Below are 18,214 nucleotides of genomic sequence, written 5' to 3' on the forward strand. Positions count from 1 at the left end.
TGATTCGATGCTGCGCCGTCTGGCCGAGCAGTTCATGAACAAACTGCAGGCGTCCAGTGAGTTCGTGAAGACGTATTTCGAGCATACGCATACCCGGTATGCGACTGGGAACTGTGGTGTTTAGTTAGACTGTTAATAACAAGCATCATGAGTCAGCCCCGAGCAACCGACGAAAAAATTGTATTAAATTTTGACAATAAAACCATAAATGTCGGGAAGGCCGAAAATTCAAATATCATCGGTGGCAATGTAACGGACAGCATTGTCAGCTCAATTTAAAAAGGAAATATCATGGTAACAATAAATGTAGGTCACGCCGCCAACTCAATTATTGTTGGGCATGCAACATCGTCCACCCTAGTAACAGGTGGACCCACATCATCTGGAATTGATGCAGCCCTTCAACGCCTCAAAAACGAATGCGAAGCACAAGCAAAAAATCTCCCTCAAAATGAGCTAGATGAGCTTCGTGAAGACTTAACCAAGGTTGAAAACGAAGCACGCCAGAGCAAACCAGACCCAAAAAAAGTCAAGGACACTATGGCAAAAGTGGTGGATCGCATCAATAAAGTCACCGACTTTGCGACCCCAATTGTCAAAATTGCAAAAGATATATTAGAAATAGTTTCGAAACTATCTAACAGCACGACATAAATACAGCGCATGTGACCCGGATAAAAATAGCAAAACTACCGAAGCAATGATCATAACCTCCACCATGAACCCCCGCACTCACACCGAATTGCAAAGCTTCCTGGAAAAGGTGCATCAACTCTTCTCAGAAATTGAATCCTGGTGCGCCAGCGAAAACCTGTCATCCCAGAGAACACCCATCACCATTTCGGAAGAAGAATATGGCCACTACCAGACAGACCAGCTAAAAATAACCACAAAAGACGGCACCCACATTGCTGATGTCACCCCCATCGGCGCATCCATCCTCGGCGCCAACGGTCGCATCGACATCAAAGGCCCGCACGACAAAATCATCCTCGTGGACCTCGACGCCGGCGGCCCGACCACCACAAGAACCACCACCACCGAAGACGGCCCCAGCACCCGGACACGCCACTTCTACAAAGGCATCGACACGCCGGGTTGGTACTGGATCGACAACCGAGCCAGCAGCCGAGGCCACAAGATTGACCGCGATCTCTTCCTGAATTTGCTGGCAGAAGTATCCGATCATGAGCGAAATCAAGTGCTTGACGCGATCTGAACATCCCGCACAGCGACAGACGCCAGACTTGTGAATGCAATCACTTTTCGCTAGCATCACACGGTGAACACCAGACACCGAAAAACGCTCCGCGCCCTCTTCGCCAAACCGACTTCGGCCACGATCGTCTTTGCCGACATCGAGGCGCTGCTGGTGGCCCTCGGCGGTGAAGTGCATGAGCGTGAAGGCTCGCGGGTCAAGGGTCAAGATCATCATCGCCAACGAACAGTGGCGCTGCCACCGCCCACACCCCGGCAAAGAGGCCAAGCGGTATCAGGTCGAGGAGATTCGCGAACTGCTGGAACGAATTGGAGTGCGCCCATGAACACCATGCAACACAAAGGCTATACCGCCCGCATCGACTACGACGAGCGGGACAACATCCTCGTCGGCCGGGTGCTCGGTATCCGCGCCATCATCAGTTTCCACGGGGAAACCGTCTCGGAAGTACGTCGCGAATTCGAGGCAGCCATTGAGGACTTCCTGAACGACTGTCAGGCACAGGGCATCAAACCAGAAAAACCGGCCTCCGGGAAACTCATGCTGCGTGTGCCGCCGCAGGTCCACGGTGCCGCACTCGTGGCAGCGGAAGCAGCAGGGAAAAGCCTCAACCAGTGGGCAACGGAAGTCATCCAGTCGGCTGCTCAACCGCATTGAAGCCAATCGAGCGGCAAGACATTGCACTGGCACTGGAACTCGCTCGAAATCTCCAGGAGTAACGGCCATGCCCAAGTCCACCCACAACGCCGCCACGGTCACTCGAACGGTTGACTACGATGTCGCAGAACAACTGCGTACCCCCGAGGAGATGGCCGCCTATCTCGACGCCTGGCTGACCGAAGCGCCCGACGACATCGCCGGCATTGCCCGTGCGCTCGGCGACATCGCCCGCGCCAAGGGCATGTCACAAGTCGCCAAGGACGCGGGACTGAGCCGCGAAAGCCTCTACAAGGCGCTCAGCGAAAACGGCAATCCCAGCTTTGCCACCATCATGAAAGTCACCCAAGCCTTGGGGATTGGATTGCACGCAGGAACAACAGTCCGGGCGTGAACTGGAGTTCCGCCATGAAAACCCAGTTCTACACCGCCTCCAGCCTCGACGGCTTCATCGCCACCGAAGACGACTCCCTCGACTGGCTGTTCCCGCTGGGTGACATCAACGAAACGGGCTACCCGGCCTTCATCGCCGAGGTCGGCGCCCTGGCGATGGGGTCCAGCACCTACGAATGGATGCTGCGCCACGCCCAGACGGTCACCGCTGAAACCGGCTCGGCATGGCCGTACACCCAACCCACCTGGGTATTCTCGACCCGCACGCTGCCCGCCATCCCCGGCGCCGACCTGCGTTTCGTCCAAGGCGACGTGCGGCCCGTCCACGCCGCCATGCGCAGCGCCGCCGGAGACGACAAGAATCTCTGGATCGTCGGCGGTGGCGATCTGGCAGGGCAGTTCTTCGATGCCGGACTGCTGGACGAAATCATCGCGCAAGTCGGCTCCGTCACGCTCGGCAAGGGCAAGCCGATCTTTCCACGCCGGATCACCCAGCCGCCGCTGACGCTGGCGTCCGTCCGGCAGATGGGGACGGGGTTTGCGGAGTTGCGCTATCAGGTGCCCAAGCGACCCGAGAGCAGTGATCACCGATAAAAGGCAACGCCATGCAGACCCAGCCGATCCAAAGCGAAGCCGATCTTCAAGACGCCTTCAAGCGACTGGAAGCCATCTTCCAGGCAGAAGAAGGAACACCGGAATTTGCTGAAATGCAGGCGCTGGCCACGCGGATCGAGGTCTACGAGCGCACGCACCATCCCATCAGCACGGCAAGCGCGAGTGACGCCATCAGATTCCGAATAGAGCAGCGAACAGCGGCTTTGGACCGTCAGGCCGAATACCTCACGGCCGCCCTGCGAGATGCCGATCCCAGCGTATTTCTGGCCGCCGTCCGAGACGTGGCACGCGCTCGCGGCATGGCGCAAGTTGCCAAGGACGCCGGGTTGAGCCGGTACGCCCTCTACCGGGCTTTGCGTGAGACGAGCAATCCCAGCTTCGCCACCGTTCTGAAAATCGTCACGGCCCTGGGGATCAGGTTGCACGCAGGCACGGCATGAACACATGCCCCGCAACTTGAAGCCGTCCCGCGGCCGATAGCTCCACAGAGCCACCCATCCACACTCGCAGCCCCCGGTAGCTACCGGCGTGGCTCCTCGCCTTCGCGAGGATGACGGCGGTGGCGGCAGCGCGGTCGTGGGTGTGACCTGCGGCCGACCCTTACGGGATTCCCCGTTAACCACACGTCATCATTCATCATACGATAACGCCACTTTTCCTCACCATGACCGACGCCAGGAGACAGGCACATGCAATTCAAGACATGGATGACCGGCACCCTCGCCGCCGCCGCGCTGGTCGCGATGGCGCCAGCACAAGCGGATGAAACCCTCACCGTCTGGTGGGGCAAGGGCTACTACAAGTCCGAGGACGACGCGCTGTTCAACGCGATCAAGAAGTTCGAGGCCAAGAACAAGGGCGTCAAGATCGAGCTGTCGCTCTACGCGCCCCAGGAAATGATCCCGAAGTCGGTCGCCGCGCTCGACGCCGGCAACCCGCCCGACGTGGCCTATGGCGACGTGTACGACTTCCAGGTCACGGCCAAGTGGGCCTATGACGGCAAGCTCGAAGATGTCTCGTCCATCATCGACCCGCTGCGCAACAAGTTCGAGGCGCAGGCGCTGTCCACCACCTTCCTGCTGAACAACGCCGAAGGCGGCAAGCGCGCGTACTACGCCTTCCCGATCAAGCAGCAGACCATGCACATCCAGTACTGGAAGGACATGCTGGCCGACGCGGGCTACAAGGAGAGCGACATCCCGACCGGCTGGAAGGACTACTGGAACTTCTGGTGCGAGAAGGTCCAGACCGGCTACCGCCAGAAGACCGGCAAGCGCGCCTTCGGCACCGGCTTCCCGATGGGCGTGGATTCGAGCGACTCGTTCTTCTCGTTCCTGACCTTCATGGACGCGCACAACGTCAAGCTGGTCAACGACTCCGGCAAGCTGCTGGTCGATGACCCGGCCGTTCGCCAGGGCCTGAACAACGCCGACACCGACTACACCTCGGTCTACACCAAGGGCTGCACGCCGCCGTCGTCCACCAACTGGAAAGACCCGGACAACAACGTCGCCTTCCACAACAAGACCATCGCGCTGACCCACAACGCGACGATCTCCATCGTCGCCAAGTGGCTCGACGACTCGACCAACGCCACGCTGACCGATGCGCAGCGCGCCGAGGCCAAGAAGAACTACACCGAGCTGATCGCCACCTCGGCCTTCCCGACCAAGCCGGACGGCACGAAGATGCAGTACCGCGCCGCCGTCAAGACGGGCGTGATCTTCAAGGACGCCAAGAACAAGGCCATGGCCAAGAAGTTCGTGGCCTTCCTGCTCGACGAGGCCAACCTGACGCCGTACGTGGAAGGCTCGCTGGGCCGCTGGTTCCCCGTCACCAAGGCGGCGCAGGAAAGCGCGTTCTGGAAGACCGATCCGCACCGCGTGACCGTCTACAACCAGTTCAAGGCCGGCACGGTGCCGTTCGAGTTCACCAAGAACTACAAGTTCACGGTGCTGAACAACGAGAACGTCTGGGCCAAGGCCATGAACCGCGTGCTCAACGAGAAGGTGCCAGTGGACAAGGCCGTGGACGAGATGATCGCCCGCATCAAGGCCGTCGCCGGTAGCTGAGAGACCTCGCCGTGACTGCTGCCATCGCTTCTGCCGCCGCGTCCCCCCGGACGCGACCGGGTCTCAGCACCTGGACCTTGTGGGGCCGCGCCCTGCTGGTGCCCTACGTGCTGGTGTTCCTGGTGTTCGTGCTCTATCCGGTCGGCTACGGGCTCTGGCTTGCCCGCCACCCGGACAGCTACGTGCGCCTGCTGGACGACCCGATCTTCTACCGCACCGCCCTCAACACGCTCATCTTCGTGGTGGTGGCGGTCAACGTGAAGATGGTGGTGGCGATGGGGCTGTCCGGCTTCTTCGTGCAGACACGCTGGTGGATCAAGATCGTCTCGATGGTCTTCATCCTGCCGTGGGCCGTGCCGTCGATCCCGACCATCCTGTCGGTGCGTTTCATGCTCAACCCCGAGTGGGGCGTGATCAACAGCACCATCTTCCGCCTGACCGGGCTGGACGGGCCGAACTGGCTCAACGATCCGACGCTCGGGCTGAGTTTCGCGATGCTGATGCACATCTGGAAATCGCTGCCGTTCTGGACGCTGATCCTGGTGGCGGGGCGGCTGGCGATTCCCGGTGAGCAGTACGAGGCGGCGAGCGTGGACGGCGCCACCCGCGGCCAGAAATTCCGCTTCATCACCTGGCCGGCGATGAAGGATCTGTACCTGACCTGCACCATCCTGTCGATGATCTGGACGCTGGGCGACTTCAACAGCGTCTACCTGCTGACCGGCGGCGGGCCTGCCGACCTGACGCACGTGCTGGCGACGCTGGGCATCCGCTACCTGCGGCTGGACCAGATCGATCTGGCGATGGCCTCGCTGGTGGTGGCGCTGCCGCTGGTGCTGCCGCTGGTGTGGGTGATGATGAAACGACTGTCCAAGTGAGCCATCCATGAGCCGCGCCCGCTTCACCCTGAAGTCCATCAGCCGCGAGGCGCAGTTGCTGCTGGTCGGCATCCCCGTGCTGCTGTGGACGCTGATCCCCATCTACCACCTGGTGCTGTTCGCGATCTCGCCGCGCGACAAGGCCACCTCCGGTCGTTTGTGGCCACAAGACCCGACGCTGTCCAACTTCGACGTGGTCTTCAACCAGAAGCATTTCTACCTGCACCACTTCTGGCAGCAGCTCGGCAACTCGCTGTTCATCTCCGTCTCGGTGGGCGCACTCACGCTGTTCGTGGCGACCTGCGCGGCGTTCTCGATCAGCCGGCTGAAGGTGCGCGGCGGGCGCACGGTGATGAACCTGGCGCTGATGACCTACTTCATCCCCGCGGCCTTCCTCGCCGTGCCGATGTACAAGACGATGGCCACCTACGGCCTGCTGAACAACCGCTGGTCGCTGATCCTGGCGATGGTGACGATCGCCTCGCCCTACTGCATCTGGGTGCTCAAGCAGGCATCCGACAAGCTGCCGTGGGAGCTGGACGAGGCGGCGCGCATTGATGGCGCATCCCCGATGCAGTTGTTCCGGCTCGTCTACCTGCCGCTGATGGTGCCGTCGCTGGTGGCCGTCGGGACTTACGCGCTGCTGCTGGCGTGGAACGAGTACCTCTACGGCTTCCTGCTGCTGTCCAACGAGGCTGACCTGACACTGTCCGTGGCCCTCGGCAACTTCCTGGCGGCGGACGACTCGCCCTGGGAGCTGCTGATGGCCACCGGGCTGGTCTACGCGCTGCCGCCGGCCGCGATCTATTACGCCTTCAAGCGGTACATGGTGTCCGGCCTGACGGCTGGCGCAGTGAAAAGCTGAACCGAGAACACACCGATGGCATCCGTCTCCTTTCGCAACGTCCAGAAAACCTACGGCAACAAGGTCAAGGTCATCCACGGCCTGAGCTTCGACATCACCGACGGCGAGTTCGTCGTGCTCGTCGGCCCCTCGGGCTGCGGCAAATCGACCCTGCTGCGGATGCTCGCCGGACTGGAAGAGATCACCGATGGCGAGGTGCTGATCGACAGCACGGTCGTCAACGAGCTGGAGTCCAAGGACCGCGACATCGCGATGGTCTTCCAGAGCTACGCGCTGTACCCGCACATGACGGTCGGCGAGAACATGGGCTTCAGCCTGCGCCTGCGCAATGCGCCGCAGTCCGAGATCGACCGCCGCGTCACCGACGCCGCCAAGATCCTCAACCTCGACGCCCTGCTCGACCGCCATCCCCGCGAACTCTCCGGCGGCCAGCGCCAGCGCGTGGCGATGGGTCGGGCGATCGTGCGCGATCCGAAGGTGTTCCTGTTCGACGAGCCGCTGTCCAACCTCGACGCCAAGCTGCGCGTGGCGATGCGGGCGGAGATCAAGGCGCTGCACCAGCGGCTCAAGACCACCACCGTCTACGTCACCCACGACCAGATCGAGGCGATGACGATGGCCGACCGCATCGTGGTGATGCACGACGGGCTGGTCGAGCAGATCGGCACGCCGCTGGAGCTGTTCGACCGGCCGAGCAACCTGTTTGTCGCGCAGTTCATCGGCTCGCCGTCCATGAACGTCTTCAGCGGCACGGTGCGCGGGAACACGGTCGAGGCGCTGGGTGCAAGCTGGCCGCTGCCACCGGATGCCGCGCGCGCTGCCGATGGCACGGGCGTTCACTACGGCATCCGCCCGACCGACCTGTCGCTGGTGCCGCAGGGCATCGCGGCCCGTGTCATCGTGGTCGAGCCGACGGGCGCCGAGACCGAGCTGCTGGTGCAGGTGGGCGGTGCGCAGCTGGTCGTCGTCATCCACGACCGCACCGAGGTGCAGCCGGACGACACCGTCTACCTGGCGGTCGATGCCAGCAAGGCCCACGTCTTCGACAGCCGGTCGCAGCAGCGCCTGTGACCCCCGCGCCGATGACCGCTGCCCCGCTCCCGGTCGTCGTCGTGATGGGGGTGTCGGGCTGCGGCAAGTCCACGCTCGGTCAGGCACTGGCGCAGGCGCTTGGCGTGCCCTATGTCGAAGGTGACGAGCTGCACCCGCCGCGCAATGTCGCGCTGATGGCCGCCGGCACGCCGCTGACCGACGCCGACCGCGCCGGCTGGCTCGACCGGATCGGCCAGGCGCTGGCGCAAGCCCAGACCGAGGGCAGCGGCACCGTGGCGACCTGCTCGGCCTTGCGCAGGATCTACCGCGACCGGCTGCGTGCCGCGGCACCGGGGTTGCGCCTGGTCCACCTGCACGGCGATCCGGCCCTGCTCGCCGAGCGCATGGCGCGGCGCACCGGCCACTACATGCCCGCCACGCTGCTGCCGAGCCAGTTGGCCACGCTGGAGCCGCCCGACGCCGACGAGGGTGCGCTGGTGCTCGACCTCGCCCACCCACCCGAGGCGTTGCTGGCCGAGGCGCTGCGCTACGCTCGCGGCCCATGAACCCGATCAAGAACGTTTCCGGTCACACCCTCGACCTGCTGGGCGAGGCCATCGTCGCCGGCCGCTACGCCCCTGGCAGCGCGCTCCCGCCCGAGCCGCTGCTGGGCGATGAACTCGGCGTGAGCCGCACCGTGGTGCGCGAAGCCGTCAAGTCACTGGTCGCCAAGGGCTTGCTCAGCACTGGGCCGAAGGTGGGCACGCGCGTGCTGCCGGCGGATCAGTGGAACTGGTTCGACCAGTCGGTCGTCCACTGGCACACGCGGGTCGGGCTGTCGCGCGAGTTCCTGCGCGACTTGCAGGAGCTGCGCCGGGTGGTGGAACCCGCTGCGGTGCGCATCGCCGCCGAGCGCGCCACGGCGGACGATCTCGCCGAGATCGAGACTGCCTTCACCGGCATGAAACACGCCATCGAGCACGGCGGCGACTACGTGACCCACGACCTGCGCTTCCACCAGGGCCTGCTGCGCGCCTGCCACAACCGGATGCTGGTGCAGATGAGCAAGGCGCTTGGCGCACTGCTGCGCACCAGCTTCGAGCTGTCCACCGCCAAGCAGGACGGGCCGGCGCAGTCGCTGCCGCTGCACCGCGCCGTGCTCGACGCGGTGATTGCCCGCAACCCCGATGCCGCCGAACGCGCCGCACTGGTGCTGATCGACGGCGCCTACGCGGACATGCAGGAGGTGCTGGCCTCCCGGCGGGCGCTGCCGTCACTGGTCGCGCAAGCCTCGCCGCTCAAGGCACCCCGTCCGCCTCGCCGCCCCAATCCCAACACCGTCACACCGCCATGAACCTGCTCATCACCGGCGCCGCCGGCTTCCTCGGCGCCCGTCTGGCCCGCACGCTGCTGGCCCGCGGCACGCTCGCCGGTCAGACGATCCAGCGCCTCGTGCTCACCGACCTGTTCCCGCCACCGCCCGACCTGCTCGCCGACGCCCGTGTCGAGGCCCGCACTGGCCCGCTGCTGGCGCAGGTCGCCGCGCTGCGCGACGACGCCACGGCGTTCGACGGCGTGTTCCACCTCGCCTCGGCGGTGTCGGGCGAGTGCGAGCTGGATTTCGACCTCGGCATGGCGTCCAACCTCGACTCGACGCGGGCGCTGCTCGACGCGCTGCGCCACCGGGTCGTGCAGCAGGGCGATGCCCCGACGCGGCTGGTGTTCGCCAGCTCGGTGGCAGTGTTCGGCCCGGACGATGACCACCCGATGCCCGCCCTCGTCACCGACGCCACGCTGCCCACGCCGCAGACCAGCTACGGCATCCAGAAGCACCTCTGCGAGCACCTCATCGCCGACTACACGCGCAAGGGCTTCATTGACGGCCGTGCTGCCCGGCTGATGACGGTCACGGTGCGCCCCGGCCGACCCAACGGCGCGGCGTCGTCGTTCTTCAGCGGCATCGTGCGCGAGCCGCTGGCGGGGCTGGAGGCGGTCTGCCCGGTCGATCCGGACGTGTCGCACCCGCTGACCTCGCCGCGGGCGACGGTGGAGGGGCTGATCCGCGTGTTCGAGTGCAGCCGCGCCGAGTTCGGCGGACGCACGGCGCTGAACCTGCCTGCGCTCAACCTGACGGTGGCACAGATGCTCGACGCGCTGGAAGCGGTCGCGGGGCCGGCGGTGCGGGCGCGGGTGCGCTTCGAGCGGGACGAGCGCATCGCCGGGATCGTGGCGCGCTGGCCGGCCGGCTCGACCGCCGAGCGTGCCAGTCGGCTGGGGCTGCAGCCCGAAGCCTCGTTCGAGGACATCATCCGGCAGTACATCGCCGACCATGCCGACCACCCCACCGCGCTGCAAGGCATGGACCCCGCACAGGCTTGACCCGCACATGAACCAGATCGATCTGAACCGCCGCGTCGCCGTCATCACCGGCGGTGCCCAGGGCATCGGCTATGCCACCGCCGAGCGGCTGCTGCGCTCGGGCGCAACCGTCGTGCTGTGGGATGCGGACGCGGCGCGCCTGCCTGCGAGCTGTGCGGCGCTGTCGGCGCTCGGGCCATGCCATGGAATGGCGGTGGAGCTGACCGACGAAGCCGCCGTGGCCGACGCCGCAGCGCGCACGGTCGCCGACCACGGCAGCCTGGACATCCTCGTCAACAACGCCGGCATCACCGGCGGCAACGGCCCGACCTGGGAGTTGTCGCCCGAGGTGTGGCGCCGCGTGCTGGAGGTGAACTTGGTGGCGCCCTACCTGACCTGTCGCGCCGTGGTGCCGGGCATGGTGGCGCGGGGCTGGGGCCGCATCGTCAACATCGCCTCGGTCGCCGGCAAGGAGGGCAATCCCAACGCCAGCCACTACAGCGCCTCCAAGGCCGGCCTGATCGCGCTGACCAAGTCGCTCGGCAAGGAACTGGCGCAAACCGGCGTGCTGGTCAACGCGATCACGCCGGCCGTGGCCAAGACGGCGATGTTCGACCAGATGACGCAGCAGCAGATCGACTACATGCTCGGCAAGATCCCGATGGGCCGCTTCGTGCAGCCGGACGAGATCGCGGCGATGGTGGCGTGGCTGTGCAGCGAGGACTGTTCGTTCACGACCGCCGGGGTGTTCGACATCACCGGCGGGCGAGCCACCTACTGACCCGCTGACCGCAGCAGTGCGCCGGACTCAGCTCCCGGCGACCATCATCCGGTCCACCAGCACCGAGCCGATCGTCTTGCTGCCCATCGTGTACTCGTCCGCCCCAATGGCGACGATGCCCTTGAACATCTCGCCCAGGTGGCTGGCGATGGTGACTTCATCGACCGGATGCACGATGCGGCCGTTCTCGACCCAGAAGCCGGCCGCTCCCCGCGAGTAGTCGCCCGTCACGTAGTTGACGCCCTGCCCCATCAGCTCGACGACGAACAGGCCGCGGTCGAGCTTGCGCAGCATGGCCTCCAGGTCGTCACCCGCGGCGGTCAGGCGGCTGCGCAGGTGCAGGTTCTGCGAGCCGCCCGCATGGCCGGTGGTCTTCAGGCCAAGCTTGCGCGCCGAGTAGCTGGACAGGAAGTAGCCCTGCGTCACCCCGGCATCGACCACCTTGCGCGCCTGGGTCCGCACGCCTTCGTCGTCGAACGGGGCGCTGCCCTTGGCCTTCAGGATGTGCGGGTCTTCGTCGATGTCGATGTGGTCCGGGAACACCGGTTTGCCCAGGCTGTCCAGCAGGAACGTCGCCTTGCGGTAGAGCGCACCGCCGCTGGTGGCCTGCACGTAGGCACCGAGCAGCCCGGCCGCCACCGTCGATTCGAACAGCACCGGCATCGGCCCGGTCGGGATCTTGCGGCTCTTCAGGCGCGACAGCGCACGCTGTGCAGCGTAGCGGCCGACGGACTCGGGCGAGGCCAGGTCGGCGGCGTCACGCATCGAGCTGTACCACGAGTCCCGCTGCATGTCGCGCCCGCGGCCGGCGATCGGCGAGACCGAGATCGAGTGGCGCGAGCTGGCGTAGCCGCCGCAGAAACCGCGGCTGTTGGCGGTGTAGAAATGCGACTGCTGGGCCGACACGCCCGCGCCGTCGGAGTTCGTGATCATCGCGTCGGTGTCGAGGGCCGCCGCCTCGCAGCGCAGCGCGAGTTCGGCCGCCTGTTCGGCGTTGACTGTCCAGGGGTGGAACAGGTCCAGGTCGCAGTCCGCGGCCCAGCCCAGCGCCAGATCGCCTTGGTCAGGCAGACCGGCGGCGGTGTCCTCGGCGGTGAAGCGGGCGATGTCATAGGCGGCCTGCACCGTCTGGCGCAGCGCGGCGGGCGAGAAATCGGAGGTGCTGGCATTGCCGCGGCGCTGGCCGAGGTAGACCGACACGCCGATCGCCTTGTCGCGGTTGCGCTCGACGTTCTCGATCTTGCCCTTGCGCACCGAGACCGACAGGCCGGCGCCTTCGGACACCTCGACGCCCGCGTCGGTCGCGCCGAGCGACTTGGCCAGGGCCAGCGCGTCCTCGACCAGGGTGCGGAACTGGTCCCGCGTGTAGGAGAAACCGGAATCGGGACGGGTCGTGGCAGTCGTGGCAGTCATGTACGGGTCGGGCCGGTGGTGGTCGCTCGTATCATAGCGGTCGTCCTAACCCCCACCGCCCATGCACCCGAACGACCACTTTGACCACGACGCCGCCGCCCCGGCCCGCGACGACGACTTCGCCGACCGCCCGAGCAAGACCAAGCTCAAGCAGGAGATGCACGATCTGCAGGCGCTGGGCAAGGAGCTGATCGAGATGCCCGACGCGCGCCTGACCGCGATGGGCATGCCCGAGTTCCTGCTCGACGCGCTGCTGCAGCTCAAGCGCACCCGTTCGCACGAGGGCCGCCGCCGCCAGTGGCAGTACGTGGGCAAGCTCATGCGCCGCGTCGATGCCGAGCCGCTGCGCGAGGCGGTGGCATCGTTCAAGGTGCCCGGCGCGCGGGAAACCCTCGCGCTGCACACGGCAGAGCGCTGGCGCGAGCGCCTGCTGGCCGAGGACGACGCGCTCACCCAGTGGATGAGCGAACACCCCGACACCGACGCACAAGACCTGCGCACGCTGATCCGCAACGCCCGCAAGGACCAGCTCGCCGCCGCCGCCCTGCCTGCCGAGGGCACGGCCGAGCGCAAGGGCCGCGCCTACCGCGACCTGTTCCAGCGCATCAAGTCCGCGCTCGAAGCCGCCGCCAAGGCGGATGAGCTGGCCGACCAGGACACTGGCGAGGAAGACGACGATGAGTGACCCCACCACCTCGGCCGTCGCCGCCCTGCCGCCCCCCGAGCCGGTGCGCATCGGCCTCGTCTCGGTCAGCGACCGGGCCAGCAGCGGCGTCTACGAGGACAAGGGCATCCCGGCCCTGCAGGAGTGGATGGCCCGCGCCCTGCACAACCCCGTCACCTGGGTGACGCGGCTCATCCCCGACGAGCAGGACGGCATCAGCGCCGCGCTGCGGGATCTGGTCGACGTGAACCAGTGCGACCTCGTGCTGACCACGGGTGGCACCGGCCCCGCGCTGCGCGACGTGACGCCTGAGGCCACGCTGGCGGTGGCCGACAAGGTGATGCCCGGCTTCGGCGAGCAGATGCGCCAGATCAGCCTGCGCTTCGTGCCGACGGCGATCCTGTCGCGGCAGGTGGCGGTGATCCGCGGCAACGCGCTGATCCTGAACCTGCCAGGCCAGCCCAAGTCGATCGCCGAGACGCTGGAAGGCCTGCCGAACGCGGTGCCGCCGTGCCCGGGGATCTTCGCGGCCGTGCCCTACTGCATCGACCTGATCGGCGGGCCATACCTGGAAACGCGCGACGCCGTCTGCAAGGCGTTCCGGCCCAAGACGGCGCAGCGCCCGGCGCGCGGCTGAGTCAGCGGCCGCGGGTTCACTGCTCGACGGCGCCGAGGTCCGGCGCCGCGCCCTTCGACACCCGCGCCTGTGTGCGCCCGACCGCATCGAGCTGCCAGAGCACCGGCACCGCGGCGAGGCCCGCCGGTGCGGCCGTGGCGGCATCCACCAGCGCACTGCCCGGCAGCGGCACCCAGCCACCCGCCACCAGCGGCGAGCGCAGCCCCACGGTCTGCGCGGCGGCCGTCAGCAGTTGCCCCGTCAGGGTGTGCCACTGGTCGATGTCCTGCCAGCCGACTGACAGCCAGTTGCGCCCGAGGTGGACGATCCCGCCGGTGACCCAGGGTGGCTGCACCGACTGGCCCGCGCGCAGACTCTTCTCGGCCACGGTGCTGGCGAAGACGATGGCGTTGTTCCACACCTCCGCACGTTCTTCCGTGGTGGAGAGCTGGAAGACCGCTGCGCCGCTGCCGGTGACGATCACCGTGTTGTGGAAGAACTGCAGCACCCCCTTGCGGAAGATCGGCTCGCCCCAGAGTGCGCCGAGCGTGCTGCCGTAGTGGTCACCGCCGTAGTGGATGACGCTGCCGGTGTCGCCGTTCTTGCGGATCTGGTTGCCGTAGACCAGCGTCGTGCGGTAGTCGGCCCGGGACAGCGCGAGCAGAGGGAAGTCCTCGGCCTCGACCAGGTCGATGGCGTGCGCGCCCTCCTCGATGCGGTTGTAGCGCACGACCAGTCCTGCCGAGCGGTCCTTGATCGCGTTGCCACGGGCGCCAGCGCGCAGCGGGCCGTAGACGTTGTGTTCGATCACGACACCCAGGCCCTGGGTGTAGGTGTTGTGCTCCGACTCGCTGCCGGCCAGCCCGTTGCCGCGGATCACGTTGCCGACGAGGCGCAGGTTCTCGGTGACCGCGCCGCTGCCGTCGTCGGACGAACGGCTGAAGACGCCCATGACGCAGTCGCTCAGCTCGTTGTCGGCGATGGTGATGTGGTCACCGCGGTCGATCCAGAGGCAGGCGCCGAAGTCCGCATAGGTCTGTGCAACGCCGGCCGCATCGCGGAAGCGGTAGCTCGGGTGGGCCCGGGTGATCTTCAGCCCGTCGATCTGGACATGGGACGGCCGGTCGGTCCAGGCATCCGACGCCAGCGACTTGACCATGACGATGGCGCGGCTCTGGAAGATCTCGCTGCCATTGCCCGCGAAGGCGGCGACCAGCGCACTGCGGGTCGTGGCGTCCTGGCCATCGATCACCGGCCGTTCGCCGTTCGGGCCACGCACGCCGCAGATGCGCACCGGCTTGGCCGCCGTGCCGTGGGCGGCCAGCAGGAACTTGCCGTGGTACGGGGTGGCGCTGTGGTGGATGCGCACCGTGTCACCCGGTGCGAGGCGCTCCCAGGGCACCTGGTCCAGCGCCGTCAGCGCCTGCCCGGGGCCGACCGCGTAGTCGGTGCCCTGCCCGGATGGCACACAGGCCGGCCAAGCCACCAGCGGCCGCTCGTCCGGCTGGGCAAAAGCCGCCGTCATCGGCTCGATGGTGGACGCAGACAAAGCCGCCACGCCGGAGTCATCAGCCCCCGCCTCGGCCTCGGCGCCTCCGCAGCCAAGCTGCATCAGCGCAAGGACGAACAAACTGGCGCCGACTAGGAGACGCCTGCCGATCCTGGATCGACCTGAATGCATGAACTGTCCTGGTACCGTGATGTATCAGGACGTAAGTTACCGCGAAAAACGCCCGGCCACCTTGGCCGGTGCTTTAGCGTACCAGCGGAAAATTGCGCTACTTGACCAAACGGTTCAAGCGTTCGGCGTCGAACTGCTCGGTGGTGTGGGCATCCTGCGGCACGCAGGCGTCTGCGGGCAGCTCGCGCGAGCGGGTCGAGAGTTTCTCGATCGCCTGCCAGAGCAGCGCGATCTGGTGCTCGTGGCCCGAGGCGCTGTCGATCAGGCCCTTCATCGCCTGGGCGACCGGGTCTTCACCCTGCGTCACGCCATAAGCCGAGAAGCCCATGCGGGCGGCGACCGCCTCGCGCTGCGCGTCGAGCTGTGCAGCGATGATGCGCGCCGGGTTGCCCACCGCGGTGGCGCCTTCCGGCACCGGCTTGGTCACCACCGCCCCCGAGCCGACCCGCGCACCGTCTCCGACCGTGAAGCCACCGAGCACGCTCGCGTGCGCGCCGACGATCACGCCCTTGCCCAGCGTCGGGTGCCGCTTGGCGCCCTTCACCAGCGACGTGCCGCCCAGGGTCACGCCCTGGTAGATCGTGCAGTCGTCGCCGACCTCGGCCATCTCGCCGATCACCACGCCCATGCCGTGGTCGATGAAGACACGGCGGCCGAAGGTGGCGCCAGGATGGATCTCGATGCCCGTGAAAAAGCGCCCCAGGTGCGACAGGAAACGCCCGAGCCAGCGCAGCCCGCGCACCCAGCACCAGTGCGCCAGCCGCTGGATCCACAGCGCATGCAGGCCGGGGTAACAGGTCACCACCTCGAACACCGACCGGGCGGCCGGATCGCGTTCAAGGATGCAGGCGATGTCTTCTTTCAGACGACGGAACATGGCGGACTCGGCAGGACGGCAAGGAACGCCCAGTGTAGGCGCGGCGCAAAAACCGCGCCGACCCTGTGCACCGCGTCAGCGCGCCAGAACCCCCGGGCGCAACTTCGGCGCGCTGCGCATGGGGCGGCGCGCTCCAGCCGGATCGATGGCCGCGCGCAGGCGCTTCGACAGCGGCCGCTCGATCCAGCGGTTCACCAGCCACGACATCCCCACCACGCCGGCGACCACCAACAGCACGCGCAGGTGGAAATCGAGGGCCTGCCAGACCGCTAGCGGCGCAGTCAGTGCGAGGTAGCCAATGTTCTGGTGCAGCAGGTAAACCGGGTAAGTCAGCGCGCCAAACCAGTACACCAGTGGCGAGGCCCGCACCGTCCACCATCCACTGATGATGGCCAGGAACACCGCATGGAACAGCGTCAGACACAGCACCACCACCAGCGGCAGCCCCAGACCGACCACCTCGTGACCCAGTTTCGACTCCACTGCCCCGCTCCAGCCATACCAGAGCGTCAGGCTGAAGGCCCACAGCAGCAGCAGGTAGCGCCGGCCGTTCCAGCCCTTGCGGCTGATGCGGTAGAACAGCATGCCGGCGGCGAACAGCGGCGCCCAACGGGCATCAAGCCAGAACTCCAGCGGATACATGCGGCGCACCGCGTTGACGCTGGACACGAGCAGCCAGGCCGCGATCCACCACTCGACCCGGCGCATCTGGCCGAAATGCAGCAGCGCGATCACCAGCAGGTAGAACTGCAACTCCACCGCGAGCGACCAGTACGCCCCATCCACGAACTCGACCTGCACCCACTGCGGCACCATCGTCAGATTGACCAGCACCTGCACCGGCGTCACCGCAAACACCGTGCTGCCCGACCACCACGCCACAGCTGCCGTCAGCAGCACCCCCACCCAGAACGCCGGATACAACCGTGACACCCGCGAAGCGATGAAGCTCCGCACCGTTGCACCTTCGGCCGTCATCAGGATCACGAAGCCGCTGACCATGAAGAACAGGTGCACCCCCAGGTGCCCGAGCGACGCGGCCGACTGCAGCCAAGGCAGCACCGGATCGACCAGCCAGCCGCCCTGCTGTCCGCGGTGCAGGAAGTGGAATGCGACCACGCCCAGGCAGGCCATGCCGCGGAGGAAATCGATCTGGTGGAAACGGGGGACAGCGTTCATTACCGGATCATGTCGGTCCCTTTTCCTTGAACTCGATGACAGATTTTGCAATTCCGCGCAGAACGTGAATTTCTTCCGCTGTCAATTGCGCCCGATTGCACAGTTGGTTCAATCTTGGCAACAGTTTGCGCGGCACGGCCGGGTTCATGAAACCAATGCGGACCAATGCCTGCTCCCAATGCGCCAGCGCACCCTGCACCATGTCCACCGACGCGAGCCGTGGATCGCGGGTGCGCGGCGTGACCTCGAAGCCGCCCAGCGCCTGCCGCCAATCGTAGGACAGCAACTGCACCGCCTGCGCCAGATTGAGCGAGCCGTAGTCCGGATGGGTCGGGATCGACAGGCAGACATGGCAGCGGTAGACGTCCTCATTGGACAGGCCATAGCGCTCGCTGCCGAAGACGAAGGCGACACTGGCCGCGCTGGCGGCGAGTTCCTCGAAGTACGGCCGCGGTGCCACGGTCGGCGGGCCGAAGTCGCGTGGGGTCATTGCCGTGGCGCAGGCGACCTGCACGCCGTCGAGGGCCTCCTCCAGCGTCGCCACGATGCGTGCCCGCACGAGAATGTCCGCTGCACCGCTGGCCATCGCCACCGTTTCCTCCTGGCTGAGCACGTTCCCGAAGCGTGGCGCGACCAGCACCAGTTCGGAAAACCCCATGACCTTCATGGCCCGGGCCGTGGCACCGACATTGCCGGGGTGGCTGGTGTTGACGAGGACGAAGCGGGTGGAATCGGGTGGCAAGGGTGTCGTGTCTGGCATGAAGGGGTCAAAGCACCGTAAAATGGACGGTTATCTTAGGTCCGCAGACGCTCAGCGCATTTGCGAACCACCGCTCTTTCTCTTCGCCAGCCCCTTGCCACGTCGCCACGCGCACCGCGTCGCGGCCATCCGCCGTTCGAGTCCCCCGGAGTCC

Annotated in this window: 22 protein-coding genes; 17 read left to right on the forward strand and 5 right to left on the reverse strand. The window is 66.1% G+C overall.

Annotation, left to right across the window (positions count from 1 at the left end; all coding sequences use genetic code 11):
- Window positions 1-291: 291 nt before the first annotated feature.
- From RMP06_RS02360 to RMP06_RS02430, 15 genes are all read left to right on the forward strand, one after another.
- Window positions 292-654, forward strand: a complete 363-nt coding sequence (locus RMP06_RS02360) for a hypothetical protein (RefSeq protein ID WP_310460175.1) — start codon at window positions 292-294, stop codon at window positions 652-654.
- A 64-nt stretch (window positions 655-718) separates the two neighbouring features.
- Window positions 719-1,219, forward strand: coding sequence for a hypothetical protein (locus RMP06_RS02365; RefSeq protein WP_310460176.1), 501 nt, complete (start codon window positions 719-721; stop codon window positions 1,217-1,219).
- A 175-nt stretch (window positions 1,220-1,394) separates the two neighbouring features.
- Window positions 1,395-1,544, forward strand: a complete 150-nt coding sequence (locus tag RMP06_RS02370) for a hypothetical protein (RefSeq protein ID WP_310460177.1) — start codon at window positions 1,395-1,397, stop codon at window positions 1,542-1,544.
- The gene (locus RMP06_RS02375; RefSeq protein ID WP_310460178.1) at window positions 1,541-1,876 is read left to right on the forward strand and encodes a type II toxin-antitoxin system HicB family antitoxin; all 336 of its coding nucleotides are present in this window, start codon (window positions 1,541-1,543) and stop codon (window positions 1,874-1,876) included. The genes RMP06_RS02370 and RMP06_RS02375 overlap by 4 nt, the downstream gene beginning before the upstream one ends.
- Window positions 1,877-1,943: 67 nt before the next feature.
- Window positions 1,944-2,270, forward strand: a complete 327-nt coding sequence (locus tag RMP06_RS02380) for an addiction module antidote protein (RefSeq protein WP_310460179.1) — start codon at window positions 1,944-1,946, stop codon at window positions 2,268-2,270.
- Window positions 2,271-2,284: 14 nt separating this feature from the next.
- On the forward strand, window positions 2,285-2,863 hold the full coding sequence (locus RMP06_RS02385) for a dihydrofolate reductase family protein (RefSeq protein ID WP_310460180.1): 579 nt from the start codon (window positions 2,285-2,287) through the stop codon (window positions 2,861-2,863).
- Between the two features lie 11 nt (window positions 2,864-2,874).
- Complete coding sequence (locus RMP06_RS02390) at window positions 2,875-3,324, forward strand: addiction module antidote protein (RefSeq protein WP_310460181.1); 450 nt, start codon at window positions 2,875-2,877, stop codon at window positions 3,322-3,324.
- A 249-nt stretch (window positions 3,325-3,573) separates the two neighbouring features.
- A complete protein-coding gene (locus RMP06_RS02395; RefSeq protein WP_310460182.1) occupies window positions 3,574-4,956 on the forward strand; it encodes an ABC transporter substrate-binding protein in 1,383 nt (460 codons plus the stop codon).
- Window positions 4,957-4,967: 11 nt separating this feature from the next.
- Complete coding sequence (locus RMP06_RS02400) at window positions 4,968-5,834, forward strand: carbohydrate ABC transporter permease (RefSeq protein ID WP_409050081.1); 867 nt, start codon at window positions 4,968-4,970, stop codon at window positions 5,832-5,834.
- Window positions 5,835-5,841: 7 nt separating this feature from the next.
- A complete protein-coding gene (locus RMP06_RS02405; RefSeq protein WP_310460183.1) occupies window positions 5,842-6,699 on the forward strand; it encodes a carbohydrate ABC transporter permease in 858 nt (285 codons plus the stop codon).
- 15 nt (window positions 6,700-6,714) lie between these two features.
- Window positions 6,715-7,770: an ABC transporter ATP-binding protein gene (locus tag RMP06_RS02410; RefSeq protein WP_310460184.1), complete on the forward strand. Its 1,056-nt coding sequence runs from the start codon at window positions 6,715-6,717 to the stop codon at window positions 7,768-7,770.
- Window positions 7,771-7,781: 11 nt separating this feature from the next.
- Window positions 7,782-8,297 carry a gluconokinase gene (locus RMP06_RS02415; protein WP_310460185.1) on the forward strand — a complete coding sequence of 172 codons (516 nt, stop codon included), beginning with the start codon at window positions 7,782-7,784 and terminating at the stop codon, window positions 8,295-8,297.
- Complete coding sequence (locus RMP06_RS02420) at window positions 8,294-9,085, forward strand: FadR/GntR family transcriptional regulator (RefSeq protein ID WP_310460186.1); 792 nt, start codon at window positions 8,294-8,296, stop codon at window positions 9,083-9,085. The genes RMP06_RS02415 and RMP06_RS02420 overlap by 4 nt, the downstream gene beginning before the upstream one ends.
- Window positions 9,082-10,110, forward strand: a complete 1,029-nt coding sequence (denD, locus tag RMP06_RS02425; protein WP_310460187.1) for a D-erythronate dehydrogenase — start codon at window positions 9,082-9,084, stop codon at window positions 10,108-10,110. Before RMP06_RS02420 ends, denD begins: the two co-directional genes overlap by 4 nt.
- 7 nt (window positions 10,111-10,117) lie before the next feature.
- Entirely contained in the window at window positions 10,118-10,870 is a 753-nt protein-coding gene (locus RMP06_RS02430; protein WP_310460188.1) for an SDR family NAD(P)-dependent oxidoreductase, read from the forward strand.
- Window positions 10,871-10,897: 27 nt separating this feature from the next.
- Here the strand turns inward: RMP06_RS02430 and pmbA are convergent, their stop codons facing one another.
- Complete coding sequence (pmbA, locus tag RMP06_RS02435; protein WP_310460189.1) at window positions 10,898-12,283, reverse strand: metalloprotease PmbA; 1,386 nt, start codon at window positions 12,281-12,283, stop codon at window positions 10,898-10,900.
- A gap of 61 nt (window positions 12,284-12,344) precedes the next feature.
- Here pmbA and yjgA point away from each other — a divergent pair, with 61 nt between their 5' ends.
- Entirely contained in the window at window positions 12,345-12,968 is a 624-nt protein-coding gene (gene yjgA, locus RMP06_RS02440) for a ribosome biogenesis factor YjgA (RefSeq protein WP_310460190.1), read from the forward strand.
- The gene (gene mog, locus RMP06_RS02445; RefSeq protein WP_310460191.1) at window positions 12,961-13,584 is read left to right on the forward strand and encodes a molybdopterin adenylyltransferase; all 624 of its coding nucleotides are present in this window, start codon (window positions 12,961-12,963) and stop codon (window positions 13,582-13,584) included. Before yjgA ends, mog begins: the two co-directional genes overlap by 8 nt.
- A gap of 16 nt (window positions 13,585-13,600) precedes the next feature.
- On the opposite strand, the gene RMP06_RS02450 is transcribed toward mog, so the two are convergent.
- The 4 genes from RMP06_RS02450 to RMP06_RS02465 all read right to left on the reverse strand — a co-directional run bounded on the left by RMP06_RS02450 (window position 13,601) and on the right by RMP06_RS02465 (window position 18,042).
- The gene (locus RMP06_RS02450) at window positions 13,601-15,193 is read right to left on the reverse strand and encodes a right-handed parallel beta-helix repeat-containing protein (protein ID WP_310460192.1); all 1,593 of its coding nucleotides are present in this window, start codon (window positions 15,191-15,193) and stop codon (window positions 13,601-13,603) included.
- A 148-nt stretch (window positions 15,194-15,341) separates the two neighbouring features.
- Window positions 15,342-16,121, reverse strand: a complete 780-nt coding sequence (cysE, locus tag RMP06_RS02455; RefSeq protein WP_310460193.1) for a serine O-acetyltransferase — start codon at window positions 16,119-16,121, stop codon at window positions 15,342-15,344.
- A 75-nt stretch (window positions 16,122-16,196) separates the two neighbouring features.
- Window positions 16,197-17,300 carry an acyltransferase family protein gene (locus RMP06_RS02460; RefSeq protein WP_310460194.1) on the reverse strand — a complete coding sequence of 368 codons (1,104 nt, stop codon included), beginning with the start codon at window positions 17,298-17,300 and terminating at the stop codon, window positions 16,197-16,199.
- 7 nt (window positions 17,301-17,307) lie between these two features.
- Window positions 17,308-18,042: an RNA methyltransferase gene (locus RMP06_RS02465; RefSeq protein WP_310460195.1), complete on the reverse strand. Its 735-nt coding sequence runs from the start codon at window positions 18,040-18,042 to the stop codon at window positions 17,308-17,310.
- Window positions 18,043-18,214 lie beyond the last annotated feature (172 nt).

Origin of the sequence: Sphaerotilus sp. (assembly GCF_031429695.1) — a bacterium.
Lineage (GTDB): Bacteria > Pseudomonadota > Gammaproteobacteria > Burkholderiales > Burkholderiaceae_C > Sphaerotilus.